Here is a 25,022-nt window from a genome sequence, read left to right on the forward strand (position 1 = left end):
ATGGCTTGGGCAGCATCTTTGACACGCTGAGTCTCATCGAGCACTTCGTTGAAACGTTGCTTCTCGTCCGGTGTGAGCCTTGCCCTTGGAATTCGTTGAGGCGTGGCCGGTGACGGGTTCTGGGTTAAATGAGGCACGGTCGTTGCAACTCCTGATTATTCAGGGTGTTGCAACGACCGTTAGAACCCGCCTTCAAGCAGCGAGAGCATTTTTTGTGGCCATTAGTTGCCAAGAGCGTTAGTTAGCTTAGCCAGGCGCGTAAGGAGTTTAGACAGGTGCGGATATCTTCCTGCGCCACGTGCTCGTCATCGCTGTGTGCCAGCAACGCATCGCCCGGACCAAAGTTGACCGCTGAAACGCCGAGGGCAGAGAAGCGGGACACATCCGTCCAACCGTATTTAGGCTTCGGTTCCTGGCCAAGGATCTTGATTAGGTCTGCGGCGATTTCCTGATTGAGCCCTGGCTTGGCACCTTCGGCCCCATCGGTGCGCTCAATCTCAAAGCCCTCAAAGAGTTCAAAGACCAATGCCTCGGCCTGGGCCAGAGTCTTGTCCGGAGCAAAGCGGTAGTTGATTTCGACTTCGCAGTAATCGGGAATGACGTTACCTGCGATACCACCATTGATACGTACCGCATTCATCCCTTCGCGGTAGTCCAATCCTTCAACGGTGATGGTCTGTGGCTGGTACTCGGCTAGGCGTTGCAGGATTGGGGCAGCATCATGAATGGCGTTGTGCCCCATCCATGCGCGGCCCGAGTGCGCAGCTTTACCGTGGGTTCGGATGACAAAACGGCTAGTTCCGTTACATCCGCCCTCAACGGTGCCGTTGGTTGGTTCTAGCAGGATGGCAAAATCAGCTTCCAGAAGTTCAGGACTGTTGCGTACCAGACGGCCCAATCCAGACTTGGCTGCTTCTACTTCTTCATGATCATAAAAGACATAGGTCACGTCGTACTTAGCATCGGTGAGTTCGGCGGCAAGGGCCAGCTGAACGGCAACGCCTCCCTTCATGTCGGTGGCTCCACGTCCGTAGATCACACCGTTAATCACCTGTGCTGGAACGGTGCCTAGTGCACCTTCAGTACGAGGCAAGGGAACGGTGTCCAAGTGCCCGGCCAGCACAACCCGGCGCTCACTCCCAAAGTTGGTGCGGGCAACAATCGCGTCTTGGTCACGGTGAACCTGCAAATGCTCCAGCTTCAACAACGCCTCATGTACCTGATCGGCGATGGCTTGTTCGTTTCCGGAGACAGATTCAATGTTCATGATCTGCTCGGTCAGCACTGCGACGTCCTGTCGCAGGTCCAATTCGTTCACGGTATTCACAGTCCTACGTTTCTAGCTTCACTAGCCTGTCATCTATCAACGTTACCCGGGGCAACAACGATACGATCAGTGTATGACTTCAGAAACTGTGACTGCCTCCAGTGACTCCTCCGTACGCTTGGCTTCAGGCCACGGGCTTGCCACCATCGCAGCAGATGGATCCGTCCTCGACGTCTGGTACCCAGCACCTGTGCTTGGTGAACTAGAAGAGGCTGATTCCCTGCCTCGTGAGTTGGCTTCTGCCGCTCAGGATGACGCTGCTCGTGGCACCACTCAGAAAGTGGTCTCGATGACCATTGACCTCGATGTGGCTCCCGCCGATACCGCAGATGTGTGGCTTCGTCTGCACGTACTATCCCACCGTTTGGCGCAGCCAAACACCATCAACCTTGACGGCATTTTTGGTCATTTGGCTAACGTCGTTTGGACCAACTTCGGTCCATGCCAGGTTGAAGGCTTCGAAGTAACCCGTCTAAAGCTTCGTTCCCGTGGTGCTGTCACCGTTTACGGTGTAGACAAGTTCCCACGCATGGTTGACTACGTTGTACCTTCGGGCGTCCGTATTGCTGATGCTGACCGTGTGCGCTTGGGCGCTCACCTGGCTGATGGCACCACCGTGATGCACGAAGGCTTTGTAAACTTCAACGCCGGCACCTTGGGCACCTCGATGGTTGAGGGACGCATCTCGGCCTCGGTCATCGTGGGCAACGGCTCCGACGTAGGCGGCGGCGCCTCGATCATGGGCACCCTTTCGGGTGGTGGCAAGGAACGCATCGTCATTGGGGAGCGAGTACTGCTCGGCGCCAACGCTGGTGTGGGCATCTCCATCGGTGACGACTCGGTGGTTGAAGCCGGCCTCTACGTCACCGCGGGCACCCGCGTACTCTTGGGCGACAAGCAGGTGAAGGCTTTGGAGCTCTCCGGCGTTCCAAACCTTCTCTTCCGTCGCAACTCGATTACCGGTGCGGTCGAAGCATTGGCTCGCGCGGGTCAGACTGTTGAGCTGAACAGCGCACTGCACGCTAACTAAATTTTCTCGCTTTTGTGCGAGCTTTGAACAGTGAGGGTAGGCGGAACATCGTTCCGCCTACCCTCACTGTTTTCTGTAACCTGCTGTTTTTAGTCCCCAGGGAAAATGATGGTGACCATGGGCTGAATGAAACCGCGGAAAGCACCAGCATCTTTCATCAAGGATGTACTTGCAACAATGGTGCCCGGTCCAGCCAGCCATGCTCGGGGCTCATCCAGCGGCACATCAATGAGTTGAATCTCTTGGGTTGCATTTTTCGTATCGTGTTCAACTCCGTGGTCTATCAAAATCCGTTCCAACTCATCTAGTCTGCGCGGAACGTAGCTGGGACTTTGCTGCTCAAAGTGTTGAGCATGCGCTTGCGCAAAAACAGTTGCCTGACCGTAATGAGCGCGGGCTAGTCTTGCCAGCGCAGGGAACCCGTCAGCGTCCAGTCTTTCGTGCAGTTTTTGTTCTTCTGCCTGTTCTTCAGCAATGTCAGCGGCCGTGAGAGTCCCCCACCACGCGCTCCATTCTTGCTTAAACTGTCCGTGCGAAGAATCAGCACCGTTGCGATTCTTGATCGTTGAGGACAGTCGGGAGTTCGGTCCGGCCTCAGCCGGATCCACACCGCCCAACTCCCTCAAGTACAAAGCCATGAGCATCGTTTGATCGGTCTTGATGGCCAATGACCAGTTGTTTCCACGACGAAAGTACATGCGTACCACCTGACTTTTGGGCATACCCTCGCGGTCTTAAAGTCAAAGAATACTCCCGTATGCACGCTTAAAACAGACAAGAGGCTTGCCATCCTTTATACGGATGGCAAGCCTCTTGTGAGCGTTCGTACGCTACCTTATGGCTTGGTGTAGCCTGGGTAGTCGCGTTCGGTTTCACCCATGTACAGCTGACGTGGGCGGCCGATCTTTAGTTCTGGATCCTTGATCATTTCGCGCCACTGTGCGATCCAGCCTGGAAGGCGTCCAATCGCGAACAGTACGGTGAACATCTTTTCAGGGAAGCCCATAGCGGTGTAGATCAAGCCGGTGTAGAAGTCTACGTTCGGGTAGAGCTTGCGCGAGATGAAGTACTCATCGTTCAGGGCAGTTTCTTCCAGCTTCATCGCGATATCAAGCAACTCGTTCTTGCCCTGCTTTGCCAGCAGGTCGTGAGCGGTCTTCTTGATGATCTTTGCGCGAGGATCGTAGTTCTTGTACACGCGGTGGCCGAAGCCCATCAGGCGTACGCCGTCTTCCTTGTTCTTGACCTTCTCCATGAATTCTTCTGGAGAGATGCCCGAAGACTGGATTTCGCGCAGCATCTTGAGCACAGCTTCGTTGGCGCCGCCGTGGGCCGGGCCAGAAAGTGCGTGGATACCGGCAGAAACCGAAGCGAACATGTTGGCTTCCGAGGAACCTACCAGGCGCACGGTGGAGGTCGAGCAGTTCTGCTCGTGGTCCGCGTGCAAGATCAGCAGTAGGTCAAGTGCCTTGACTACGTCTGGATCCTGGATGTAAGGCTCTGCGGCGGTGCCGAAGCACAGGCGCAGGAAGTTCTCGACCATGTTCATCGAGTTATCTGGGTACAGCAGTGCCTGTCCGATGGACTTCTTGTGGGCGTAAGCAGCCAACACTGGAAGCTTTGCCAACAGGCGCAGGGTCGAGCTTTCGACCTGCTTTGAGTCCTTTGGATCCAGAGAATCCTGGTACCAAGTGGACAATGCCGATACGGCCGAGGACAGCACTGGCATTGGGTGTGCGTCGCGTGGGAAGCCACCGAAGAAGCCCTTGAGCTCTTCGTGCAGCAGGGTGTGGCGGCGCAGTGAGTTGTCGAACTCTGCCAGCTGATCAGCGGTAGGTAGTTCGCCGTAGATCAGCAGGTAGGTTACCTCGATGAAGCTGGACTTCTCAGCCAACTGCTCGATTGGGTAGCCACGGTAACGCAGGATACCTGCATCGCCGTCGATGTAGGTGATCGCGGACTTGGTGGCCGCGGTGTTCATGAAGCCAGGATCGTAGGTCACGTTCCCGGTGGTCTTCAATAGTGGTGCTACAGCGAAACCGTCGTTGCCCTCAGCAGCCGGGATAACCGGTAGCTCAAGGTTGGTATCACCAAATTGTAGCTGCGCAGATGTAGTATCTGTCATTGCTTCTCCTAACCGGAAAGCGTGTAGTTCCGAAAGGTCAGTCGTCACCTTAGAACATACCGCGACTGGACCCTATCTCGCTAATCAGACTGTCATCTTCACCGGTTGGCGGAAGAATTCAGCCGTTCAACGGCGGCCGCGATCCGTTCGTCGGAGGCGGTCAATGCCACGCGTACGTGGCGTTCTCCTGCAGCGCCGTAAAAGGCGCCAGGGCCTGCAACAATTCCTAGCTGGGCTAGGGCTTCAATTGTTTCGAAGCTCGGACGGTCCGCGGTGCACCATAGGTACAAACCAGCGACCGAATCTTCGATCCGCAGTCCGAAGTTTTCTAGTGCTGGGCGAAGTGCTTCGCGGCGGGCACGGTAGATTTCGCGCTGCTGTGCCACATGTTCGTCATCGCCAAGCGCAACCACCATGGCGTGCTGGATGGGACCGGGAACGATCATGCCAGCATGCTTGCGGCTGTTGACCAGCGTTGGCATGAGGTTTGGTGCACCAGCTACAAAAGCGGCACGGTAGCCAGCCAAGTTGGACTGCTTAGACAGCGAGTACAGCGCTAGTAAGTTATCGAGGTTTCCCCCACTCACTTCTGGGTCAAGAATGCTAGGCACTTGGCCTTCATATTCTTCCCAACCCAGTTCCGCATAACATTCGTCGGAGGCGACCACAGCACCAATTTCGCGAGCCTGCTCAACGATCTGGCGCAGTTGCGCACTAGCTCGCACCTTGCCGGTGGGATTACCTGGCGAGTTGACCCAGATGAGCTTAACGCGAGAAAGTTCCTCGGCGCTCAGTTCATCAAGATCATCGGTGGCGATAGGGATAGCCGAGACCAGCTGTGCACCGATGTCATAGGTTGGGTAGGCAATCTTTGGTCGGACAACAATATCCCCGGCGCCGATTCCCAGAAGCAGTGGCAACCAGGCCACCATCTCCTTGGAGCCAACCGTTGGCATGACGTCATCGATGCTCAAGCCCGTAACGTTACGGCGACGCGCAAACCAGTCAACAATGGCTTGGCGAACTTCAACGGTTCCATGCGTGGTGGGGTATCCGTGAGAGTTTGCCGCTTGAGCCAACGCGTCCTGAATGATCTGCGGGGTGTTATCGACCGGCGTGCCGATCGAAAGGTCCACGACCCCTCCTGGATGCTTTGCAGCCTGCTCGCGATATGGTGCGAGCTGGTTCCAGGGGTAATCGGGGAGCTTAAGCATAAAAGTAAAACCTAGCCTTGGTTCTGAAGTGGCAGTGCACTGATGATTGGGTGATCAGTACCGGTATTACCAATTTTAGCGGCGCCACCTGGGGAACCAAGTTCATCGAAAAAGTCGACGTTAGCTTTGTAATAGTCAGCCCATTCGTCGGGCACATCATCTTCGTAGTAGATGGCTTCAACGGGGCAGACTGGTTCGCAGGCGCCGCAGTCAACACATTCATCCGGGTGAATGTATAGCGAGCGTTCGCCTTCATAAATACAATCTACCGGGCACTCTTCGACACACGCCTTGTCTTTCACGTCGACGCAGGGCTGAGCGATGATGTAAGTCACGAGGGCCGAGACCTTTCCTTGCACTTGATGGTTTCAACACGAGCGAGCAGGATTCTGTGATGCTCTTTGAATCTCTAACCGGCTCGAACTACAGTCTAGTCCTGATATCAATACATCTTTGCGCCCATGTACCTGCTGTGACGTAACCGACGATTCACATTTCGGCTTCTTGGGCTTTAGATGAATTCTTCTTACGAAAAGATGACGCGCAAAAATGCTTAGTTTTGGTGATCTGGCTACTGGTGACCGTATCGTCGTTCGATACCGGTTGAGCAATGCTCAGGCTGGAGAAAAATTTAGCGATGCTTTGGGTGAAGTGCAAGAGATTACCGAAGAGTCGATTAGCGTGAAGACACGCTCGGAGCTGGTGCGTATTGACCGTTCCTCGATTACTCACGCAAAGCGTGTTCCTCCGCCACCGGCTAGACGCCGGCCTCGCAGCTAAAGTGCTCTGTACTGAACTACTGGCCAGTGGTTTGTGTTCAGATTCTTTGCGACATGTGATTTGACTCTGCCAATCACTTATCGAATTTCGCGTATGCTGATTCCATGCCATCCGACAAACATGTCCAATCGCGAGCTCGGGCACTCAGCTCCCCGCTGAGGCTTCGAATCCTTCGTTTGTGCCTCCACGAGTCACGAACCAACAAGGAAATTGCGGACATTCTTGAGCTCAATCCGGCCACATCGTTACACCATGTGCGCACCCTAGTTACCAATGGTTATCTGGAGCCGGAAGAAGCGCGCCGCGGCAATCGTGGGGCTAAAGAGGTTCCCTACCGCAGCACCAAACAGTCCTGGGGCACACGTATCCCCGATGCAGCTCCGATGCTCGTGGACACCTTCCTGCAAGAGATTGATGGGCTGGCTCCCGAAGAAATTCAGGTGATCCGCGTCGGTCTGAAGCTAAGCGAAGCATCCCAAAAAGAAATGATGTCTCGGTTACGCACGGTCATTGAGGACTACGCAATGCGAGATCCAGAAGAAGACGGTGTAGCCACCTCCCTCTTCTTGGCTCACCACTTGGATGTCACCGGAAGTGCTCCGGCAGATCGCTGATTGGTGCAGCAACAAAAACTTTTCGTTAAACACAGAAGGTGTTCTTCCCACTGGGAAGAACACCTTCTGTGTTAGTTGGCTCGGTGCTGTTTGCGAATATTTCGCAACGCCAACACCAATCCAATAATTGCAGGAATAATCATTCCGTACATCCACAAGGCCGAAGCAATGGCCGGGCCCGGCAGATATTTGTAGTACTGCATGCTCAGGATGAGCTGATCATTTCCTACATAGGAAATCAGGCCCACACAGACGTAGCAACCGATGAAGGCCAAGGCCCCGGCCCACAGCTTCTGTGAAGAAACCGCAGCCCAGTAGACCAAGACGCCTAGCAACAGCCATGCAACACCCACGCCCCACACCACCGGAATGTCGTTGCCGACATAGGAGATGGACGCGTGAATTGCAGTACCGAATAATCCTGCTACCAAGGCTGCAACCGCACCACGCCAGAGCGCGGAGAGGTTGCTGCCTTGGTTATTGTTGCGCTGATTAGGAGCGAGCGCGTGCACGGGTAGCCTTGGCACGATCGCTAGCGTTCAGCAGAACCTTGCGGATACGAACTGCATCCGGGGTAACCTCTACGCACTCGTCTTCGCGAGCGAATTCGAGGGACTCTTCCAGAGTCAGGTTGCGTGGTGGGGTCAGGTTCTCGAAGCTATCCGAGGAAGCTGCACGCATGTTGGTGAGCTTCTTTTCCTTGGTGATGTTTACGTCCATGTCATCAGCGCGGGAGTTCTCGCCAACAATCATGCCCTCGTAAACCTCTTCAGTAGGCTTGACGAAGAAGTTCATGCGTTCCTGCAGGTTGATCATTGCGAATGGAGTCACAACGCCAGCACGGTCAGCAACGATCGAACCGTTGATGCGGTATTCGATTGGACCAGCCCATGGCTCGTAGCCTTCAGCCAAGGACGATGCGATACCTGCGCCGCGGGTGTCGGTCAGGAAGCGGGTACGGAAGCCGATCAGGCCACGTGCAGGAACCATGAATTCCATGCGAACCCAGCCGGTGCCGTGGTTAGCCATGTCGGTCATGCGACCCTTGCGCGATGCCAGCAGCTGAGTGATAGCACCCAAGTACTCTTCTGGTACGTCAATGGTCATGCGTTCCATTGGCTCGTGAACCTTGCCGTCAACAACCTTGGTCACAACCTGTGGCTTACCAACGGTCAGCTCGAAGCCTTCACGACGCATCTGCTCAACAAGAATAGCCAGTGCCAATTCGCCACGACCCTGTACTTCCCAAGCGTCTGGACGCTCGGTAGGCAGGATGTTCAGCGAAACGTTACCGATCAGTTCCTTGTCCAGGCGGTCCTTCACCTGGCGGGCGGTAACCTTAGCGCCTTTGACCTTGCCAGCAAGTGGCGAGGTGTTGATACCGATGGTCATCGAGATCGCAGGTGGATCAACGGTGATCAGTGGAAGTGGCTTAGGGTTCTCAAGGTCGGTGAGGGTTTCACCAATCATGATGTCTTCGATACCAGCAACTGCAACGATCTCACCTGGACCAGCTTCTTCAGCTGGAACACGGGTCAGACCCTTGGTGGCAAGCAGTTCAGTGATCTTGACCTGCTTCATGGTGCCATCCTGGCGAGCCCAGTTAACCTGCTGGCCCTTACGGAGGGTGCCGTTGATCATGCGCAACAGTGCCAGACGGCCAAGGAATGGCGATGCGTCAAGGTTGGTTACGTGTGCCTGAAGAACTTCACCCTCGGTGAAGGTCGGAGCAGGAACGTGCTTGATGATGGTCTCGAACAGTGGCTCAAGATCTTCATTGTCTGGCAGGGTTCCATCGGCTGGCTGGTTCATCGAAGCGTAACCGGCCTTGCCCGAAGCGAAGACAACAGGAACGTTCAAGATGGCGTCCAGATCCAAGTCTGGAGCTTCATCAGCCAAGTCCGAAGCCAAGCCCAACAGCAGGTCCATGGAGTCAGAGATGACGCCATCGATGCGGGAGTCAGGGCGGTCGGTCTTGTTAACCACGATGATTACTGGGAGGTTTGCGCTCAGTGCCTTACGCAGCACGAAGCGAGTCTGAGGCAATGGGCCTTCAGAAGCATCAACGAGCAGAACCACGCCGTCAACCATGGACAAGCCACGCTCGACCTCGCCACCGAAGTCAGCGTGACCCGGGGTGTCGATAACGTTGATGGTCATTGCCTTGCCGTCAGCGGCTGGGCCGTTGTAGAACACGGTGGTGTTCTTGGCAAGAATGGTAATGCCCTTCTCGCGCTCCAACTCGCCAGAGTCCATCACGCGATCTTCGGTTTCACCATGGCTGTCGAATGCGCCAGTCTGCTGGAGCATGGCGTTAACCAGGGTGGTCTTTCCGTGGTCAACGTGTGCAACGATGGCTACGTTACGAAGTTCGTCGCGACTAATGGTGTTATCTGACATGCGTGAAGGCTCACTTCCGCTCGAGGATTTTAGATCTAAGGGGTCGGGGCCAAAGTCGACCCAACAATCCAGTTTACGCTCTCGAAGCAAGTACTCCGGTGCTCTGTGTCAGAACATACAAGAATTTCCGCGAAAATCGTGAAAAATTCAGCTTTCCGTTGCCGTCGGAATCCAGAAACGCAGCGTGCTAGGTCCACCTGAGTGCGCTACTTCGGGAAGTTCCGCGTCCAGCACTCCCCCACATTTTTTAATTGTGGCTTTGGAGCCTTCATTGGTGCTGTCGCAGGTAAGTAGCGCTTGGTCCACTCCGGCAACACGCACTTCGTTTAGAGCGAACCGGCACAGTTCAGCGGCAATACCGCGACGACGAAATTCTGGAACGACGCCGTAACCGATGTGTCCACCAAATTGAAGCAGTGAGTCATTGAGCTCATACCGGACCGATACACGCCCAACAAGTTCACCAGCTTGGTCAAAAGCTACAAATAGTGCAGAACGAACCCAACCCGGCGGGACATGCTCCCCGCGGCGCCCGGCCTTCATGCGGTAAATGTAATCTTCCCAGTGTTCATCAGCGGACCACGTTGGAAGGAACTCGAAGTCTTCAACAAGCATCAAATTATGAGCGTCAACGGCCTGCTGCTCATCTTGACTAGCTAGCTCACGAATTTCCAAGGGTTCACTGGTGATCATGTGGCCATTATGCCAGCCAGCAACTCCCTATTAGGCATTGACTACTAGTAACTAATTTTTTCGCCTTCTACCTGCAAATGCCAGGCTAGGGTTCCGCCGGCAAGACTGTAGAGGCGGCAAGATTCTGGAAGTACCTTGGCAGCAATTTCTACTGCCTGCTGGGAGCGGACTCCGGTCTTGCACACCATGACTACGGTCGGGGCCTCGGCAGGAATTGTGTGCACAGCCTCATCGCGCACCTTCGCCAGCGGTAAGTGAATACTTCCCGGAATGGCTACGATGTCCCGCTCCCACCCCTCGCGAACGTCTACTAAGAGAACTTCCTGTTCTTGCAGCATTGATTGGAGTGCTGTGACCTCTAACTGGGCTACTGGTTTTTCTACTGCTTTTTCTACTGTGCAAGCAACTGGCTGATAGTCCCCTAGCTCAGTGACTTTAGTACGTTGCGGATCAAGTGAAAATCCTAAGGTTCGCACACTGGCCGACAGCGCATCGTAGAGCCAGAGCTTGCCGGAGAGCGTTTCTCCAACTCCGGTAATGAGTTTGAGCGCTTCGGTGCTCATCACTGAACCGACTACTCCGCATAACGCTCCGAAGACTCCACCTTCGGCGCAGCTGGGCACCGAATCAGCATCCGGAATTTCGGGAAAGAGGTCCCGCAGCATCGGACCGGTACGCGGATCAAAAACCGAAACCTGACCAGAAAATTGGTACAGCGTTCCCCAGATCAATGGCGTACCGGTAATTTCTGCTGCGTCTGAGGCAAGGTACCTGGTGGCGAAGTTATCGCTACCGTCGATAACTAAGTCGTAGTCGGTGAAGAGTTCAATAGCGTTGTCTTTGCTCAGCTTTTGATCAATGGCTTCCACCTTGACATCACTGTTGTGTTCTAGAGCTATTCTGGCCACCGAGTGGACCTTGGGATTACCAATATCGGTTTCACGATGAATGATCTGACGCTGAAGATTAGATATTTCAACACTGTCGTCATCTAGCACCCCTATATGTCCAATGCCGGCCGCGATGAGATAACTGGCGATGGGACTGCCTAATCCTCCGGCTCCAATGATCAGTACTTTGGCGTTGAGGATTCGCCGTTGGCCTTCTTCGCCTACCCCAGGAAGTGTGAGGTGTCGCGAGTAGCGTGCAAGCGCACCGGCTTCAAAATCTGTTGCCGGTTCACACAATGCAGGGCGAGTCATTAGAACTCACCGACCAGCGTTTGCATCATGCCTTCTTCAGGTGAGGAGGCCAGTGCGGTATCGCGCTTGGGGATTCGGCCGGCCAAGTATGCCGCCCTACCGGCTTTAACTCCGTCGCGCATTGCGGCGGCCATCAGTGGAGCATTGTGCGCCCGGGTCACTGCGCTAGCTAGCAGTACTGCATCGCAGCCAAGTTCCATGGCAAGCGCCGCATCCGAGGCGGTACCCACCCCTGCGTCAAGAATGACTGGAACGTTGGAACGCGAAACTATGGTGGAAATATTGTGTGGATTCAGGATCCCCAAACCTGAGCCAATGGGTGCGCCAGCAGGCATGATTGCAGCAACTCCCGCATCCTGCAAGCGTTGGGCCAGGGCGGGATCATCATTGGTATAGGCAAAAACCTCAAAGCCATCAGCCACTAACTGTTCGGTGGCCCAATAGAGTTCCAATGGATCAGGTAGCAGCGTGTCCTCATCAGCGATGACTTCCAGCTTGATCCAGTTGGTTTCTAACGCTTCGCGGGCCAGCTGTGCGGTGAGCACGGCGTCGCGTGCGGTGAAGCATCCAGCGGTATTGGGCAAAGCAATCACATCATTGCGTTGCAGCAACTCATAAACGTTGCCTGAACCGGATGCTGAAAAATGGCGGATGGCTACCGTGGTGAGTTCTGTCCCGGAAATTTGAAGTGCACTTTCCAGCGTGGACAGCGAGGTAGCACCTCCGGTACCTAGGATCAGGCGTGAGGAAAAAGTTCGGCCAGCAACAACAAATGGGTCCGTGGTTGCGTTAAGTTCTGTAAGCTCGTGCGCGTCCATGTTCAGCCTCCCTGTGCTGCCGTGACGAGTTCGATTGTGTGCCCGCTCTGCACCGCAAATCCGTTCCACGAGCTACGCGGCACCACTGCCCCGTTGACCGCGGCGGCCAGTCCAAGTTTGCTACCGTCAATGGCTTTGGAATCTTTGTCTAGTTCCTTGCCGATGTGTCTGGCGATGAATTCACGCAGGGACAATCCTGCGTCCACCTGAACGGGTTGGTTATTAACCGTGATGCTGATTGAAGTCATGAACTTTGCTCCAAAAGTGTGTCGGATGAGTAGGTAGGGAAACGGTACGGGTCAACGTCCTTGAGCATCGCACTGGCCGGCAGGTGCTCTGTCAGGTCAGCGGTGAGCGTTGATCCCAACGGGCTAAGTAGCACTCCGTGACGTGAATAGCCGGTGGAGATCACCAGCCCTGGATCTATTCGACCGATTAGCGGGCGGTCATCGGCAGTTGCCGGACGAGCTCGGGCAATGACCTCGTTCAGTGAGCAATCAGAGATGCCGGGAACAAGTCTGCGAGCGTTATCCAACAAGTTGTACATGGCGCCAACGTTGACTTGTGGATTCCCGTCTTCGCGCACGCTGGCTCCGAGAACAAGACTTCCGTCTTTGCGCGGAACCAGATAGACATTTTCTCTGTGCACGATGCCTCGAATAATTCGGGTCACTAATGCAGGGCCGGGTGGGCCTTGGATCCGCAGGATGTCACCATAAACCGGGCGTACGGGAGCTGGTTGAACTCCCCTAACCGTTCCTAGGGCAGTACAGAGAATTGTTTGCTCTGCTTCCAGTCTTGTACCTGAAGACGTCAGCACGGCCGTGGTTTGATTCTTGTCATCCTTGATCACTTCAACACACTGTTCAAGCACGAGATCCGACTGGAAATACTCCAGAAGAATTCGTACCACCGAGCGAGGGTCAATTTGATGATCATCCTCGCAAAGCACCGCACCAGCAATGTTTCTGGCCAGCGCAGGCTCTAGGTTTCGCGCTTGGCTGGGCAAGAGCTTTTGAGCTGACAGGCCTAAGGAAGTTTGTAATTCCACCAGCTCGTGTAGGGCTTCACGGTCCGCGGGTTCTGCCGCCACCACCAAGGTTGAGCTTGTCAGATAGTCGGGACGCTGGCCCGAGATCGCTTGAATCCTGTTCACAAAATCTGGATAGCTCTTGTTGGAGGCGGCCAACATCTGATGCAGTGGTCCTTGGCCCCAGACGGTTTCTGCTGCCGGCGCCAACATTCCTGCGGCAGCATGGCTGGCGCCTTGGCCGGGTGAAGGATCAATAATGCAGACAGTGTGCCCGCGCGAGCTGAGCTCAAACGCTGTGGCTAGGCCGATGATTCCGGCACCAACGATGTTGACATGCATAGGCGCACGCTTCCTTCCTACGGCGGCATGACCCGCATCAGGTATAGCGGTCGGCTCAGTGCCCTCTCAGCCTGGTCGATTCAGGCTCCCGCGGAGATGTTGCGATTATAAGCATGACCCAGCTCATAAAAGCGAACTACGGCGGACTTTGTTCCGTCATCTTCTGTGATGTACTTACAAACATGTCGCTTCCGAAGTATCCCGCTGAATTGGTTGCTGGTTCCACGTTGTTGGAAACCATCGTTGAGTTTGAGCAGCAGCTACTGTCTCCTACGATTCGCAACAACCCTGACCAGCTGAGTCTTCTATTGCACAAGAACTTTGGTGAGATTGGAGCCAGCGGACGTACCTACAACCGAGAACAGATTCTTAGATTGTTGGTCGCTGAGGATTCTGGTGGCAGCGCAGGACAGGTTCATGACCCTGTTGGTACACAACTGTCAACAAACCTTGTGTTGCTCCGGTGGTCCACCTTCGGTCACAGGGCAAGTCATCGCACTTCCCTGTGGTTCCACGATCAGGGCCGCTGGCAAATGCTCTTTCACCAAGGAACACTGAGCGCAACGGCAACCGACAAAGAACGCGATACCACCAATGCGCAAGTAGAAACTACCGGTGATGAAATTAGCGTTCGAAAGCTCAGGGCGTCAGATGCCGACGCGGTTTTTGAAGCCTTTACCTCTGATGCACTAATGCATCGTCAAGGTGAGGCCAGCACTCCCGCTAACGCCCGTAAACATGTTGGCGCCCTACTAGCTGATTGGCGACGTCAATGTCCGTTGGCCATCACGAAGAACGGGCGATTGATTGGTTTAGTTTGCGCCACCTTAGATTCAAGTAACAAGAATGCTTGGATTTGGTATTGGATGCATCAGGCATTTAGAGGGCAGTCACTGACTACTCGGGCTGTGGCCACCCTGGCGAATTATCTCTTTGAAGAGCAGGACATTTACCGCGTGGAGTTAGGGTTACGCGCAAATAACCCAGGTTCCCGCCATGTCGCTGAAAAGAACGGTTTTCTGCGTGAGGGTATTGAGCGAGGCAAATTCCTAATTGACGGTGAGCGTATTGATGTTTTTACATACGCACGACTTCGGGATGATCCAGTCCCGTCTGTAGTTCCATTGCCGTTGAACCTAACTGAGTAAGTTCAACGGCACGTAAAAAGTCGTGAAATCCATAGCGGATTCCACGACTTTTTATTTTGTCCCTGATGTTTTGATCTAGCTGGTTAGATGCCAGGCGTCGTAGGTGGAGTCGTCGGTGGTGCTGGTGGAGCCGGCGGTGCCGGCGGCGCCGAACCTGGCTCGTTGGAGACGACCTTGTCGGTATCAATCTTGTTCAGCGTACGAGCCGCTGCGTCACGTCCACCGAGGCCGAAGGCCAGCGCTGCTGCAAGAGCTGCGCCGATGACAATTGCGCCGAAGGCCATGTTGATGATTGAGTCAGCAATGCCCATGTACTTCAGACCCATTGCTACGAACAATGCGATTGCGGTGTAGCGGATGATCTTCGAAGCCGTGGTTTCACCCAAGAACTTGCCGATCACGTTGGCAATGACAAAACCTGCTGCGATGATTGCTGCGCCGAAGAGGATCTTGCCACCGAGGCTCAGAATCTCGTTGAGGATGTTGGTTATTGCTGGGAAGTTCAGCATCTGGGCTGCCATCACGCCGAAGAACAGAATAATGGCGATCTTGACAATTCCAGCGATGATTCCCGATGCGCTCTTGCCGTCTGGGACTACGCCCCATTCAGCAACAACACGGTCAGTGCCCACGCCCTGAAGGGTGGTTTCCAGTAGCTGACCCACAAACTTAGCGATCAGCACGCCGACTGCCAGTAGCGCAAGGGCCATGAGGACCTGCGGGATGGCGGTGAAGACCAGCTGCAACATCTGTTGGGCAGGATCCGAAATTGCCGCGATACCCAAGACCTGCAGTGCCGAGATAGCAACAACAAGCAGGATCAGTGCAAACACAATGTTGGAGATGATTCCAACGATCTTCGCCTGAGCTTCGCGTGACTGAACTTCGTCTACGGGTTCGTTGGCTGGAGTCAGCTTGCGAACGAGACCACTAAAGTCCACCGTTCCCAGTCCGGTATTCAGCAGCTGTCGAACGATATTTGCGATGACATAGCCAATGAAGAAGATGAAGCCGGCACCGATCAGATTCGGGATAAATGCCATGACTCCACCGAGCAGGCCCTGCACCGGTGAAAGAACTTCTGAAAGCGAGAAGACCTGGAGGATAGCGACGAGGCCAAAGAGCCAGACAATCAGCCCGGCAACTTTGCCGAGGGATTGCCCTATTTGAGTTCCGTCATTTCCTTGCTTCTGCAAGAACTTCACTCTGCTCACTAATTTGCCGGCAGCCCAACGAACTATTCGCGCTACAAGCCAAGTAATGATGAGAATGACGAGCGCAATGGCTACTTTCTGTAGCATTGACGCCCAGTCTATGTTGCCTAAGACGTTCCCAGACTGCATTTTCCGCTCCTTCAACGTAGGGACAAGTCGACCCTACGATGAAGGAACTACGCTGACTAGGGCAAAGACTGTAACTCCCAGCCAACGCTCATTGGATATATTCAGGTCTTAGTGCGGTATTCGAAGCAAAAATGGGCGTCTGCAGCGAAATTCACACATAGTGACCTGAGGCACAACTGAATCACAAAATTTTTTGAAACTTATCAAATCTTCAAATCAGTGAATTCACCTGAGTGACTTGCGGTTTCTTAGATCAAGAGTTATCCCGCAAGTCCCAAATCGACTCCAAGGGACTTACTCAACCACTTCGCTGACCACGGAGGCACCGAGCTCGACGGTGCGAGAGACAGTGCAATATTTGTCGTGAGATAGCTTGACGATTCGCTCCACCATACTGGCGGCTTTGCGCCCCTCTTCGGTATCCGGGAACTTCAGATCAAAGCCAAGGTGAATGTCATCCATACGGCTTGCGCCGTCTTCAGTGATCTTGTATCCACTTGCCTGAACATCAAATTTTTCTGGCTCACTACGTCGAGTTGTTGCCACGTCCACGTCGATTGAAGAGCAACCAGCAATGGCTGCCAGCAACAATTCAACCGGCGAGAGCAGACCCTCACCCTGACCAAATTCAATGCTCGCACCGGAGGCGGCACTGGTTGCAACATACTTGCCTGACTCGGTGCGCTGGACGTTTACTTCGCGCAGTGCGCGGCTATTTTCACTCATGAAACTATCGTGCCACGTTATCTGCCGGTGAGCATTCGTGACGTAATACGGTCCTCGGTGAAGCCGCCCCGTCGCCCCCAGCAATGAAGCTGAATCCGGAGTTGCTGAAAAATTCAATGGCCAGCACACGCTGGGCGTCCAGATGCACCTCAACGTTTGGGCTCTTGTTTGTAATGTGGTTCAAAAGGAGCTTGCCGATTCCTTGTTGGCGGTCCGAATGGCGCACCCACAGCAGCTCAACTTCCAAAGCATTCCAAGCCGCGAACCCTAAGATCCGTTCACCTTGTTGAGCAATGATCACTTCTAAAGATTGTGAATAGACGGATTCCAAAGCTTTAGCTACTGCATCAAGATCCGCAGCAGAAATGAAATCTTTACGTCGTTCGACGGAACTTTTCCAAACGTCTAGCAGGTCTGGAACTTCATCGATGCTCGTCCACTCGCGTAGGACAATCTGCTCGTCCATGTATTACTTCCTATCTCCGCGCAAAGGCTCTGATTCATGGTTTAACTTTGAATACAGATTTTTCGCCGAGACGATTCGTCGGTTCAGCGGGCCATGATTTGAATATCTTACGACTTCTTGAGCGAATCACTTAGTTCTCTGGTAATCATGGACTTCGTCGACCCACGAGCGCAGGGCGCTTTGCACGGCTTCGGGTTGGTCAATGTGTACGTTGTGTCCAGCGGCATCAATGATGCTTACTCGTGCATTCGGGTAACGGTTCAGCAATAAGCTCTGATCTTCATATCCGGTGACATGGTCTTGGCGCCCACAAACTATCCGCACTGGCACTGTGAGTTGAAAGTCCCGATCCAGTGGCAACGGATCAAGAACATAGCGCCTGGATAGCTTGGCCATTGCCCTAAGGTTTGCGGCCTTCAGACCAGGAAGCACCCACTGGGAAAAGTCGTGCCAGCTTTGTTCTGTTTGAACTACCGCGATGTCGGAGAACAGCTGCGCATCCGTTTCAGGGAGTGAATCGAGCAGCGCCGGATTGTGCACCACGACTGCTTGCTCAGGTAACGTCCGAGATTCTGCTTGGGGAAATACTGCCGTCGCCAACAGGAAGATGCCTTGCACGTTGTCCGCAAATCGATCCGCCATTTCTTGGCACAACAGTCCTCCCATCGAATTACCCAGCAACGCAAAAGGAGCACCTGCCGTCACGGATTCAATGGTGCTTTCTAACCAGTCAGCTAGCTCTGGCAGGCCTGCTACCCCGTCCAGCGCAGGACATTCACCAAATCCTGGAAGATCAATGTTGTGGAGTTCAAAAATCTCGCCGGAGAGGAGAGTCTGTTCAAACGGCTTCAGTATCCGATGATCAACTCCATTGCCATGGATCATAAATAACGGCATCGGCGCTTTGGTCGTTGTGTCCATAACTGCGGTATTGACTTCACTTTCAGCGATTGCGTTCCTGAACTGTGTGTTCGGCAACGCAACTAAGTCTACGAAAGAAGGCAGGGTCCAAGGTCAATTGGTCGGCGCAGGCAGGATACAGAATTCGTTTCCCGATGGGTCCAAAAATACACGCCAGGGAATCTCTCCCCATTCATGGTGGAATTCGCTTCCGCCAAGCTGCTCGACTCGTTCAACGATCTGTTCTACATCATCGTCTGGTTCTAAGCGTAGATCTAAATGAATTGAACTCTTGGAATCGGCCTTGTCCTGCTGTTGTGGCACTATGCCTAACAGTGGCCCGACCTTATTTGGGTGCTGGAGTACCGTGGGCGATTCTGCGCTCTGTTTCCAACCGGTCAGTGCTGACCAAAATTTGATATCGCGAACTGGATCGGCACTCCAGACTTCCACTGCTAATAACTTAAATCGACCCGAACCGTCGCCGGGCTCAACTACAAGGTAATCTCGCCCAGCACGGTCCTGTAGCTTCCTGCGCGGCGCGAGGTAATGAGCCGATGTTGCATAATCATCGGCATTCGATTCGATCACCACAGGAAATAGTCGCTGCGCTGAAACACCCGAGTCACTGACTGTCGGGAAGCAAAGATCCAGGAAGCTATTATCCGAAAACTGAAGTCTCGTTTCGTAGCCGCCGGAATTATCACTCAACGTTTCCGCACTGAACAGCTCTTCCCAGAAGATGCCCTGTTCATGCGGATTTGATGCGTCAAAGACCAGATTTTCCCAGTACATCTCGCCCCTCGATAATCAGTTTCTCGTAGTCCGATTTTTCTTGACTTTGAATTCTTAGCCCTGGCGCCAAGCGCTCAGCTGCTGCGAGGAAACTTCAGCCAGCCACTTCTGCCACAGCGGGCCGAAGCTCACGCGACGAACACCCAGTTCACGCAAGGCGGCAAGATCACCAGCAGCGTGAGCGGTCACCGGGTGAGCCGTCACGTTCACTGGAATGGATACGGCTTCAACAACTTGTTTCACTTGATCCGCACTGGACAGAGCCACGGGATATACGCTGCGAGCCCCGGCCTCTTCAAGCAACTTGATGCGGGCGATAGCTTCACCTAGCGGATCAGAAAATTGCTCGGACAGCTTCACCGCATCGGTTCGACCGTTGATCACAAAATCAACGCCAGCCGCATCTGCCGCTGAGCGAACACCGTGAATGTAGTCGGCATGCTCTTGGCGGTCTCGCACGCGCTTACCTTCGCCGTGAACAACATCTTCAATGTTCACGCCCACTGCACCGGCAGCATAAACGCGTTCAAACAATTCCTCAGGCTTTAGTCCATAACCCGACTCAACATCGGCACTGACCGGGATTTCCACGGCACCGGTAATCCGCTGAACTACGGCAAGGTAGTCAGCAAAATCCATCTGCTCCCCATCGGCACTGCCGATGGAGTCTGCCACCGGGTGACTGCCGATAGTCAGGCTTTCAAACCCAGCTTCTTGGGCCAGCGAGGCACTGAATGTATCCCATACGGTGGGCATGACCAGTAGCTCTCCCGACTCGTGTAAGCGGGCTAGGTTCTGGGCGCGTTCTTTGAATACTGACAAGGTGACCTCCTGAAGAAAGTGGTTCGTGCTCAGTCTACGTAGCCGTAAGCATGTACCAAGGGACTATGGAAAACTCTCAGCTGTTTGATCAGTTGTGAGCTCTTGTCTCAGACTCAACCATGTACAGCAGAGTTTCATTCCTGCCACCGGTGCTGCCTGGATCTTCAGCCCTTCGTCCTACAAATCTCAGACCGGCCTTGATGAGCACCTTACTGGAACCGACGTTTCGTGAATCGCAGGTCGCTTCAATCTGGCGAAGCTGCAAGAGCCGGAATCCTAGGTCTACCAGTGCGACTGCTACTTCGGTCCCCAAGCCCTGTCCCCAATAATCCTGATGCAGGGTGTAGCCAAGCTCGCCGATTCGTTGTTCTTCATTGGTGGTCCATACCGACGCTGTCCCAATGACCGCGCCACCAAACATGACCGCCATCATTAACCTGCCGGGCTTGGTCACCAGTGCGTCGCTCAGGAAGGCTTGAGACTCCTCAAGCTTGTTGGGACCCCACAGGCTATATCTGCACACCATCGGATCCGAGGCAAAGGAATGCAGTGCATCAATGTCAGTTTCCAAGAACTCGGCGAGCGCCAGAGACTTCGAGGTTGCAGAGATCCGTCGTGTGGGTTGAGCTGACGAACCCTCGACCGAATGTGCCACGTCAAGGCCCGGTACTTGTTCCACGTCCACTCCCCTTGAATCTGATTTTCCTGCCAGTCTAGGCGTTCATGGGCGGACTTTATCTGATTTTACTGCTGCGTGGGGAGGATATTTCGTGCCTATTAAGCGAGTTTGAGATTCACTGCAGTTTTTGGAATCGTGGCACGAACATGCCTTGACCTTGGTATGTACGCAACCGGAAGGAGAGCCATCGTGCTCGCACTGACCGATCAAGCATCATCCATCGTGACCGCAATCGTCACCAACCAGTCTGAGGCCGAAAAAGCAGGCCTGCGCATCCACCAGGCTGACGCTACGAACGCACCTGAAGAAGCAGCGTTTGCCATTCAGATTGTTCCTGAACCAGAAGAAACCGACACTGTTGTTTCGGGTGAAGGTAGCCCTGTCTACCTGGACGAGCTCATCGCCGATGACCTGGACGACAAGGTACTGGACGCAGCAGTGGACGAGCAGGGCGGGGTCAGCTTCCAGATCCTAGTACAGAACTAATAGTTCTAGAGCACTACCCCACAGACTTCCAGTGAGAGCCACCTACTTTGGTGGCTCTCACTGTGTTTAAGCCCTAAGCCGGTGTTGGACCAAACGGGTTCGCAGGTTGGGCCGATCCGGTCAAGAATGGCTATATGCCTTTTGCTGATCAACTTATCGGTGTAGACGTAGCCGAACGCCTCGTACACGAAATCCACGCAGTCGACCCGCAGTGTTCTCTAGAAAATCTTCGTAGCGCAACAAAGATTCTGGATCCGCTGAGTCTGCGTGAACGCTCGGATGCTCTGCGCGATGCCCTGCTTACCGACTACCCCGAGTCATATACGCAGCTGGCGAATGTGGTGAAGAAGGCTGCTGAAACTTCGCAGACCTTTAGCGGGTGGATGATCTGGCCGGTGACCTCCGCCGTGGCAACCAGTGCCGCCAGTGAAAATACGACAGCGTCATTTACCGATGCCCTGGCGCTGCTGGGTTTGCTCACCCCACGATTGTCCTCGGAATTTGCGATTAGGGTTTTGCTCAAGCATGATCTCCCCGCAGCGCTGAATCTTGTCCAACAGTGGACCGACTTATCCGATGAGCATGTTCGCAGGCTAGCAAGCGAAGGCACGCGTCCTTATTTGCCTTGGGCGGTCAGGGTTCCACAGATAGTGAATGACCCGGCCTGCACTATTCCAATTCTTGATGCGCTTTACCGTGATGAAAGTGAGTACGTTAGACGCTCGGTGGCTAACCACCTGAACGACATCAGTCGCCACGATCCCGAACTAGTCACCTCAACAGCCCAGCGCTGGATGCAAGCGCCAGAGGCCACAACACCAAAACTCGTCAAGCATGCACTGCGCACGCTGATCAAAAAAGGTAATCCTGCGGCGTTAGCGCTACTTGGTTTTGGCACTCCGACGGTTGAGATCAACGGGCCATTGATCCACGAATCCCAGGTTCCTTGGGGCGGAACCGTGAACTTCACTGCGACTGTCCGCAATACCGGTGCCGAGCCTACACAGCTTGCCATCGACTACGTGTTGCACCACCAAAAGGCCAATGGATCAACCACAGCCAAGGTCTTTAAGCTAACGACTCGCACCCTGTCCTCAGGCGAAACCCTTGATATTGCCCGTTCGCATTCCTTCAAGGCCATTACGACTCGTCGCTACTACTCCGGAACGCATTCAGTGTCCCTGCAAGTTAATGGTGTGCCTACCGATACTGCAGAGTTTGAGCTCATGCCCGAACTCACCGATAAATCTTCCTAGTTACGGGAAGAGCTTCTGAACCAAAGCCAACCTAGGTTCACCCCTGGGCAAGTACCGTTAGCTCTTGCAAACCTGGCTTCCAGTACCCAGCCCGAATGGCAGTGAATTCTCGGCAACACTCGGCTCCCAACTCATCGAGCGCTCGGAGGTATTCAGGGACTATCTCGCGTGGAAGTCGTAGCCCCATGGTCAGATGCGGGATCCATCGTGGCCCGTGTCCAACAGTGTTCACTTCACTGATGGTTCGGCCCGCGTGTTCTAACTGAGGGGAAGTTTCCAATAACCAGGCAACGGTTTGTTTGCGTTTGGTTCCGAAAACCACCGTTCCCACTCGTTTGAGTTGTGCCGGGATCACTGCCGGCAGCAGGTCCGTGGCGCAATGGATCACTTCGTCGGCTAGTTTTGGCGCGAAAGTAATGCTGATATGTGGAGTCTGATTCTGTAGGGGAAATCCCTGCAGGGCTAACGCTGCAAAGATTTCACGAACCTGTTGTTCCTCCGACTCGGATAAGTGCAACAAGATGTTTTCTGGTGACCTACTCATCTTTATCACTCCCCGTTCAGCTTGCTCTTCGTTGTAGTTTCTCACGCTTAGTGTTCTCGATTCGGCCGATCCTCTGGTTGACGCTTTGCAGCGTGTGGGACAGTATGAGCGTCAAAGCCTTACATGCGCAGCGCTACTCTCAACCGGGCTGCGTGTAAGTTCGCTGACGGTTGATGGGTGAAACAACATGGCAACGCGTGAAGTTAATGGCGTGAAATTAGGTATCGAAAGTTTCGGCGATGATACTGATCCGCTCATGCTGCTCATTGGTGGAACCACCATGCTTTCGTGGCCCGATGCGCTGTGTGAAAAAATCGCCCATGCTGGCCGAAATGTAGTGCGTTACGACTTACGTGACTGTGGAGAATCCGATACCGAAGATCCTATGAACCCGAAATACACGCTGCGCGATCTCGCTGCGGATGCTGTTGCTCTGGCACAAAGTTTAGATCCACGTCCTGCACATCTAGCTGGCATTGGCGTGGGCGGCATGGTCGCTCAAGTAGCGGCGCTGGATGCTCCAAATGCTTTCTCTGCTCTCACGCTATACGGAACACGACCTGTCGCACCGGGCCCTGTTGATGAAGATTTACCGGAACATGATCAGCAGATCATGGGCCAGTTATTCTCTTCGTCCATGCCCGATTGGACGGATCGCGAAGCCGTAGCGGACAGTTCGGCCATTGGCGCCGGCATCTTGGGTGATGATCCAGTTCAAGCACGGCACACTGCCTCGCGTATTTGGGACCGGACCTCTCCCAACACTGTGCCAGTACACATGGCCAATCAGCTGGGCATCGTTTTCTCAAAAATTGATTGCACTCCGCGTTGGCGAGAACGCTTGGGGTCGCTTCAGATACCTACCTTAGTGATCCACGGTGCCAAGGATCCGTTCTTCCCGCTCGGAAACGGCCAAGCCCTGGCCCGCGAGATCCCCGGGGCCACATTGCTCGTCTTAGACCAGGCCTCTACTGCTATCCCCGATCACAGCGTTCAAGAGATTTCTGACGCGATGTTAGGGCTGGAAAAGTCTTGAGCTCATTACCCTAGACAACGGCTACGGACTTGGGCATTGTTGGTCAAACACAGACTTTGACGTGAACAAACTGGAGGACCCTCATGGCCGAGGCTTACATCATCGATGCACTTCGAACTCCAGTGGGGCGGCGCGGAAAGGCGCTTTCCCAAGTCCATCCCCTAGATCTTGCTGCTTTTCCGCTCGCTGAGCTGGTGCAAAGAAACAACATTGATTCTGACCAATACGACGAGATCATTCTTGGCTGTATCGACCAGGTAGGTCCTCAAGCAATGGACATCGCCCGTAATGCGTGGCTAGCGGCTGGACTCTCCGAGTTAGTCCCCGGAACCACCGTTGAACGACAGTGCGGTTCAGGACAGCAAGCGGTGTCCTATGCAGCCCAAGCGGTCGCTAGTGGCAGCAGTGATCTGATCATCGCTGGCGGAGTTCAGTCAATGTCTAGCATTCCGTTGTCCTATTCCAACACGGCAGCCACCGACTTTGGATTCCCGGATCCCTACACCGGCTCCAAGCTGTGGGCAGCCCGCTACGGAGACCAAGAAATCTCGCAATTCCGCGGAGCCGAAATGATGGCTCAACACTGGGGATTTTCGCGTGAACAATTAGAGGACTTCGCGGTCACCTCCCATGAACGGGCCCTGGCTGCTCAAGCGCGAGGATATTTTGACCGAGAAATCCTGGCCATGGATCAGTTGCAGACAGATGAAGGTCCCAGGGCCGTGGACCGCGGCAAGATGGCAAGTCTCGCGCCAATCGTCCACGACGGACGGCATACCGCAGCCACTGCATCCCAGATGTCTGACGGTGCGGCCATGCTATTGATCGCTTCCGAAGCAGCAGTAAAACGTTACGGTCTAAAACCACGGGCCCGCATCCACCACGTCTCTGCGCGTGCAGATGATCCAATAATGATGCTTTCCGCACCGATTCGTGCCACCAAGTACGCGTTGGAACGCACCGGTATGGCCATGGCGGACATGGACCGTATCGAAATCAATGAGGCCTTCGCTTCAGTGGTACTGGCATGGCAGAAGGAAACCGGTGCCGACATGTCTAAGGTCAATGTTAACGGCGGCGCCATTGCGCTGGGCCATCCCATCGGCGCCACCGGCGCACGTTTAATGACTTCGCTACTACACGAGCTAGAACGTAGTGACACGCGTTGGGGCTTGCAAACCATGTGCGAAGGTGGCGGACAAGCCAACGTCACCATCATTGAACGACTCTAAAACTATCCGGCGAC

The 25,022-nt window shown here is 54.2% G+C and carries 28 protein-coding genes and 1 riboswitch; of the genes, 8 read left to right on the plus strand and 20 right to left on the minus strand.

Translation table 11 applies throughout. The annotated features are described in order from the left end of the window. Nucleotides 1–241 precede the first annotated feature (241 nt). Nucleotides 242–1,318 carry a succinyl-diaminopimelate desuccinylase gene (dapE, locus tag EYR88_RS05265; protein ID WP_131088647.1) on the minus strand — a complete coding sequence of 359 codons (1,077 nt, stop codon included), beginning with the start codon at nt 1,316–1,318 and terminating at the stop codon, nt 242–244. 82 nt (nt 1,319–1,400) lie between these two features. Between dapE and dapD the strand changes: the two genes are divergently transcribed. Then, nucleotides 1,401–2,357 carry a 2,3,4,5-tetrahydropyridine-2,6-dicarboxylate N-succinyltransferase gene (gene dapD / locus EYR88_RS05270; RefSeq protein WP_131088648.1) on the plus strand — a complete coding sequence of 319 codons (957 nt, stop codon included), beginning with the start codon at nt 1,401–1,403 and terminating at the stop codon, nt 2,355–2,357. Nucleotides 2,358–2,446: 89 nt separating this feature from the next. On the opposite strand, the gene EYR88_RS05275 is transcribed toward dapD, so the two are convergent. The 4 genes from EYR88_RS05275 to fdxA form a co-directional block, all read right to left on the minus strand. Then, entirely contained in the window at nt 2,447–3,055 is a 609-nt protein-coding gene (locus EYR88_RS05275; RefSeq protein ID WP_131088649.1) for a hypothetical protein, read from the minus strand. A gap of 137 nt (nt 3,056–3,192) precedes the next feature. Continuing rightward, a complete protein-coding gene (locus tag EYR88_RS05280; protein WP_131088650.1) occupies nt 3,193–4,482 on the minus strand; it encodes a citrate synthase in 1,290 nt (429 codons plus the stop codon). Between the two features lie 98 nt (nt 4,483–4,580). Further along, a complete protein-coding gene (gene dapC, locus EYR88_RS05285) occupies nt 4,581–5,696 on the minus strand; it encodes a succinyldiaminopimelate transaminase (RefSeq protein WP_131088651.1) in 1,116 nt (371 codons plus the stop codon). Nucleotides 5,697–5,707: 11 nt separating this feature from the next. Continuing rightward, the gene (gene fdxA, locus EYR88_RS05290) at nt 5,708–6,031 is read right to left on the minus strand and encodes a ferredoxin (RefSeq protein WP_131088652.1); all 324 of its coding nucleotides are present in this window, start codon (nt 6,029–6,031) and stop codon (nt 5,708–5,710) included. Between the two features lie 214 nt (nt 6,032–6,245). On the opposite strand from fdxA, the gene EYR88_RS05295 reads away from it, so the two are divergent. Together EYR88_RS05295 and EYR88_RS05300 are read left to right on the plus strand one after the other, a co-directional pair. Next, complete coding sequence (locus EYR88_RS05295) at nt 6,246–6,476, plus strand: hypothetical protein (RefSeq protein ID WP_131088653.1); 231 nt, start codon at nt 6,246–6,248, stop codon at nt 6,474–6,476. A 104-nt stretch (nt 6,477–6,580) separates the two neighbouring features. Then, the gene (locus EYR88_RS05300; RefSeq protein WP_131088654.1) at nt 6,581–7,090 is read left to right on the plus strand and encodes a helix-turn-helix domain-containing protein; all 510 of its coding nucleotides are present in this window, start codon (nt 6,581–6,583) and stop codon (nt 7,088–7,090) included. 71 nt (nt 7,091–7,161) lie between these two features. Here EYR88_RS05300 and EYR88_RS05305 read toward each other — a convergent pair whose 3' ends face one another. The 7 genes from EYR88_RS05305 to thiO all read right to left on the minus strand — a co-directional run bounded on the left by EYR88_RS05305 (nt 7,162) and on the right by thiO (nt 13,575). After that, on the minus strand, nt 7,162–7,617 hold the full coding sequence (locus EYR88_RS05305; protein WP_131088655.1) for a hypothetical protein: 456 nt from the start codon (nt 7,615–7,617) through the stop codon (nt 7,162–7,164). Then, complete coding sequence (gene typA / locus EYR88_RS05310; protein WP_131088656.1) at nt 7,583–9,490, minus strand: translational GTPase TypA; 1,908 nt, start codon at nt 9,488–9,490, stop codon at nt 7,583–7,585. The genes EYR88_RS05305 and typA overlap by 35 nt, the downstream gene beginning before the upstream one ends. A 147-nt stretch (nt 9,491–9,637) precedes the next feature. After that, a complete protein-coding gene (locus EYR88_RS05315) occupies nt 9,638–10,183 on the minus strand; it encodes a GNAT family N-acetyltransferase (RefSeq protein WP_131088657.1) in 546 nt (181 codons plus the stop codon). A 44-nt stretch (nt 10,184–10,227) separates the two neighbouring features. Next, nucleotides 10,228–11,385 carry a ThiF family adenylyltransferase gene (locus EYR88_RS05320; RefSeq protein WP_131088658.1) on the minus strand — a complete coding sequence of 386 codons (1,158 nt, stop codon included), beginning with the start codon at nt 11,383–11,385 and terminating at the stop codon, nt 10,228–10,230. Continuing rightward, nucleotides 11,385–12,203 (minus strand): thiazole synthase, encoded by an 819-nt coding sequence (locus EYR88_RS05325; RefSeq protein ID WP_131088659.1) that lies wholly within the window; start codon nt 12,201–12,203, stop codon nt 11,385–11,387. Before EYR88_RS05325 ends, EYR88_RS05320 begins: the two co-directional genes overlap by 1 nt. 2 nt (nt 12,204–12,205) lie before the next feature. Further along, a complete protein-coding gene (thiS, locus tag EYR88_RS05330) occupies nt 12,206–12,451 on the minus strand; it encodes a sulfur carrier protein ThiS (protein ID WP_131088660.1) in 246 nt (81 codons plus the stop codon). Beyond that, nucleotides 12,448–13,575: a glycine oxidase ThiO gene (gene thiO / locus EYR88_RS05335; RefSeq protein ID WP_131088661.1), complete on the minus strand. Its 1,128-nt coding sequence runs from the start codon at nt 13,573–13,575 to the stop codon at nt 12,448–12,450. Before thiO ends, thiS begins: the two co-directional genes overlap by 4 nt. Then, nucleotides 13,573–13,677, minus strand: a riboswitch (TPP riboswitch). It overlaps the preceding gene by 3 nt. Nucleotides 13,678–13,757: 80 nt before the next feature. Between thiO and EYR88_RS05340 the strand changes: the two genes are divergently transcribed. Beyond that, nucleotides 13,758–14,723, plus strand: a complete 966-nt coding sequence (locus EYR88_RS05340) for a GNAT family N-acetyltransferase (RefSeq protein WP_165477281.1) — start codon at nt 13,758–13,760, stop codon at nt 14,721–14,723. An 83-nt stretch (nt 14,724–14,806) separates the two neighbouring features. On the opposite strand, the gene EYR88_RS05345 is transcribed toward EYR88_RS05340, so the two are convergent. The 7 genes from EYR88_RS05345 to EYR88_RS05375 form a co-directional block, all read right to left on the minus strand. Next, nucleotides 14,807–16,024: a mechanosensitive ion channel gene (locus EYR88_RS05345; RefSeq protein WP_242632456.1), complete on the minus strand. Its 1,218-nt coding sequence runs from the start codon at nt 16,022–16,024 to the stop codon at nt 14,807–14,809. A 336-nt stretch (nt 16,025–16,360) separates the two neighbouring features. Beyond that, the gene (locus EYR88_RS05350; RefSeq protein ID WP_131088664.1) at nt 16,361–16,792 is read right to left on the minus strand and encodes an OsmC family protein; all 432 of its coding nucleotides are present in this window, start codon (nt 16,790–16,792) and stop codon (nt 16,361–16,363) included. Nucleotides 16,793–16,796: 4 nt separating this feature from the next. Then, nucleotides 16,797–17,258, minus strand: coding sequence for a GNAT family N-acetyltransferase (locus EYR88_RS05355; protein ID WP_131088665.1), 462 nt, complete (start codon nt 17,256–17,258; stop codon nt 16,797–16,799). 126 nt (nt 17,259–17,384) lie between these two features. Continuing rightward, nucleotides 17,385–18,179, minus strand: a complete 795-nt coding sequence (locus EYR88_RS05360) for an alpha/beta hydrolase (RefSeq protein ID WP_131088666.1) — start codon at nt 18,177–18,179, stop codon at nt 17,385–17,387. Nucleotides 18,180–18,272: 93 nt separating this feature from the next. Continuing rightward, nucleotides 18,273–18,953, minus strand: coding sequence for a VOC family protein (locus EYR88_RS05365; protein ID WP_131088667.1), 681 nt, complete (start codon nt 18,951–18,953; stop codon nt 18,273–18,275). A 54-nt stretch (nt 18,954–19,007) separates the two neighbouring features. After that, nucleotides 19,008–19,775: an isocitrate lyase/phosphoenolpyruvate mutase family protein gene (locus EYR88_RS05370; RefSeq protein WP_131088668.1), complete on the minus strand. Its 768-nt coding sequence runs from the start codon at nt 19,773–19,775 to the stop codon at nt 19,008–19,010. A gap of 88 nt (nt 19,776–19,863) precedes the next feature. Continuing rightward, nucleotides 19,864–20,454 (minus strand): GNAT family N-acetyltransferase, encoded by a 591-nt coding sequence (locus tag EYR88_RS05375; RefSeq protein WP_165477282.1) that lies wholly within the window; start codon nt 20,452–20,454, stop codon nt 19,864–19,866. A gap of 189 nt (nt 20,455–20,643) precedes the next feature. Here EYR88_RS05375 and EYR88_RS05380 point away from each other — a divergent pair, with 189 nt between their 5' ends. Together EYR88_RS05380 and EYR88_RS05385 are read left to right on the plus strand one after the other, a co-directional pair. Next, nucleotides 20,644–20,940, plus strand: a complete 297-nt coding sequence (locus tag EYR88_RS05380) for a Fe-S cluster assembly protein HesB (RefSeq protein ID WP_131088670.1) — start codon at nt 20,644–20,646, stop codon at nt 20,938–20,940. Between the two features lie 134 nt (nt 20,941–21,074). Continuing rightward, a complete protein-coding gene (locus EYR88_RS05385) occupies nt 21,075–22,196 on the plus strand; it encodes a DNA alkylation repair protein (RefSeq protein WP_131088671.1) in 1,122 nt (373 codons plus the stop codon). Between the two features lie 37 nt (nt 22,197–22,233). Here EYR88_RS05385 and EYR88_RS05390 read toward each other — a convergent pair whose 3' ends face one another. Beyond that, nucleotides 22,234–22,740 carry a 2'-5' RNA ligase gene (locus tag EYR88_RS05390; RefSeq protein ID WP_131088672.1) on the minus strand — a complete coding sequence of 169 codons (507 nt, stop codon included), beginning with the start codon at nt 22,738–22,740 and terminating at the stop codon, nt 22,234–22,236. Between the two features lie 187 nt (nt 22,741–22,927). Between EYR88_RS05390 and EYR88_RS05395 the strand changes: the two genes are divergently transcribed. Next, nucleotides 22,928–23,776, plus strand: coding sequence for an alpha/beta hydrolase (locus EYR88_RS05395; RefSeq protein ID WP_131088673.1), 849 nt, complete (start codon nt 22,928–22,930; stop codon nt 23,774–23,776). A gap of 83 nt (nt 23,777–23,859) precedes the next feature. After that, nucleotides 23,860–25,008 (plus strand): acetyl-CoA C-acetyltransferase, encoded by a 1,149-nt coding sequence (locus EYR88_RS05400; protein WP_131088674.1) that lies wholly within the window; start codon nt 23,860–23,862, stop codon nt 25,006–25,008. Nucleotides 25,009–25,022: the final 14 nt, after the last annotated feature.

It is taken from the genome of Arthrobacter sp. S41 (genome assembly GCF_004320535.1).
Taxonomy (GTDB): Bacteria; Actinomycetota; Actinomycetes; order Actinomycetales; family Micrococcaceae; genus Glutamicibacter.

Coding starts and splice junctions, on each gene's coding strand:
- dapD (WP_131088648.1), top strand. CDS start 1,401: ATGACTTCAGAAACTGTGACTGCCTCCAGTGACTCCTCCGTACGCTTG.
- EYR88_RS05275 (WP_131088649.1), bottom strand. CDS start 3,055: ATGTACTTTCGTCGTGGAAACAACTGGTCATTGGCCATCAAGACCGAT.
- EYR88_RS05280 (WP_131088650.1), bottom strand. CDS start 4,482: ATGACAGATACTACATCTGCGCAGCTACAATTTGGTGATACCAACCTT.
- dapC (WP_131088651.1), bottom strand. CDS start 5,696: ATGCTTAAGCTCCCCGATTACCCCTGGAACCAGCTCGCACCATATCGC.
- EYR88_RS05295 (WP_131088653.1), top strand. CDS start 6,246: ATGCTTAGTTTTGGTGATCTGGCTACTGGTGACCGTATCGTCGTTCGA.
- EYR88_RS05300 (WP_131088654.1), top strand. CDS start 6,581: ATGCCATCCGACAAACATGTCCAATCGCGAGCTCGGGCACTCAGCTCC.
- typA (WP_131088656.1), bottom strand. CDS start 9,490: ATGTCAGATAACACCATTAGTCGCGACGAACTTCGTAACGTAGCCATC.
- EYR88_RS05315 (WP_131088657.1), bottom strand. CDS start 10,183: ATGATCACCAGTGAACCCTTGGAAATTCGTGAGCTAGCTAGTCAAGAT.
- EYR88_RS05320 (WP_131088658.1), bottom strand. CDS start 11,385: ATGACTCGCCCTGCATTGTGTGAACCGGCAACAGATTTTGAAGCCGGT.
- EYR88_RS05325 (WP_131088659.1), bottom strand. CDS start 12,203: ATGGACGCGCACGAGCTTACAGAACTTAACGCAACCACGGACCCATTT.
- thiS (WP_131088660.1), bottom strand. CDS start 12,451: ATGACTTCAATCAGCATCACGGTTAATAACCAACCCGTTCAGGTGGAC.
- thiO (WP_131088661.1), bottom strand. CDS start 13,575: ATGCATGTCAACATCGTTGGTGCCGGAATCATCGGCCTAGCCACAGCG.
- EYR88_RS05340 (WP_165477281.1), top strand. CDS start 13,758: ATGTCGCTTCCGAAGTATCCCGCTGAATTGGTTGCTGGTTCCACGTTG.
- EYR88_RS05345 (WP_242632456.1), bottom strand. CDS start 16,024: ATGCTACAGAAAGTAGCCATTGCGCTCGTCATTCTCATCATTACTTGG.
- EYR88_RS05350 (WP_131088664.1), bottom strand. CDS start 16,792: ATGAGTGAAAATAGCCGCGCACTGCGCGAAGTAAACGTCCAGCGCACC.
- EYR88_RS05355 (WP_131088665.1), bottom strand. CDS start 17,258: ATGGACGAGCAGATTGTCCTACGCGAGTGGACGAGCATCGATGAAGTT.
- EYR88_RS05360 (WP_131088666.1), bottom strand. CDS start 18,179: ATGGACACAACGACCAAAGCGCCGATGCCGTTATTTATGATCCATGGC.
- EYR88_RS05365 (WP_131088667.1), bottom strand. CDS start 18,953: ATGTACTGGGAAAATCTGGTCTTTGACGCATCAAATCCGCATGAACAG.
- EYR88_RS05385 (WP_131088671.1), top strand. CDS start 21,075: ATGCCTTTTGCTGATCAACTTATCGGTGTAGACGTAGCCGAACGCCTC.
- EYR88_RS05390 (WP_131088672.1), bottom strand. CDS start 22,740: ATGAGTAGGTCACCAGAAAACATCTTGTTGCACTTATCCGAGTCGGAG.
- EYR88_RS05395 (WP_131088673.1), top strand. CDS start 22,928: ATGGCAACGCGTGAAGTTAATGGCGTGAAATTAGGTATCGAAAGTTTC.
- EYR88_RS05400 (WP_131088674.1), top strand. CDS start 23,860: ATGGCCGAGGCTTACATCATCGATGCACTTCGAACTCCAGTGGGGCGG.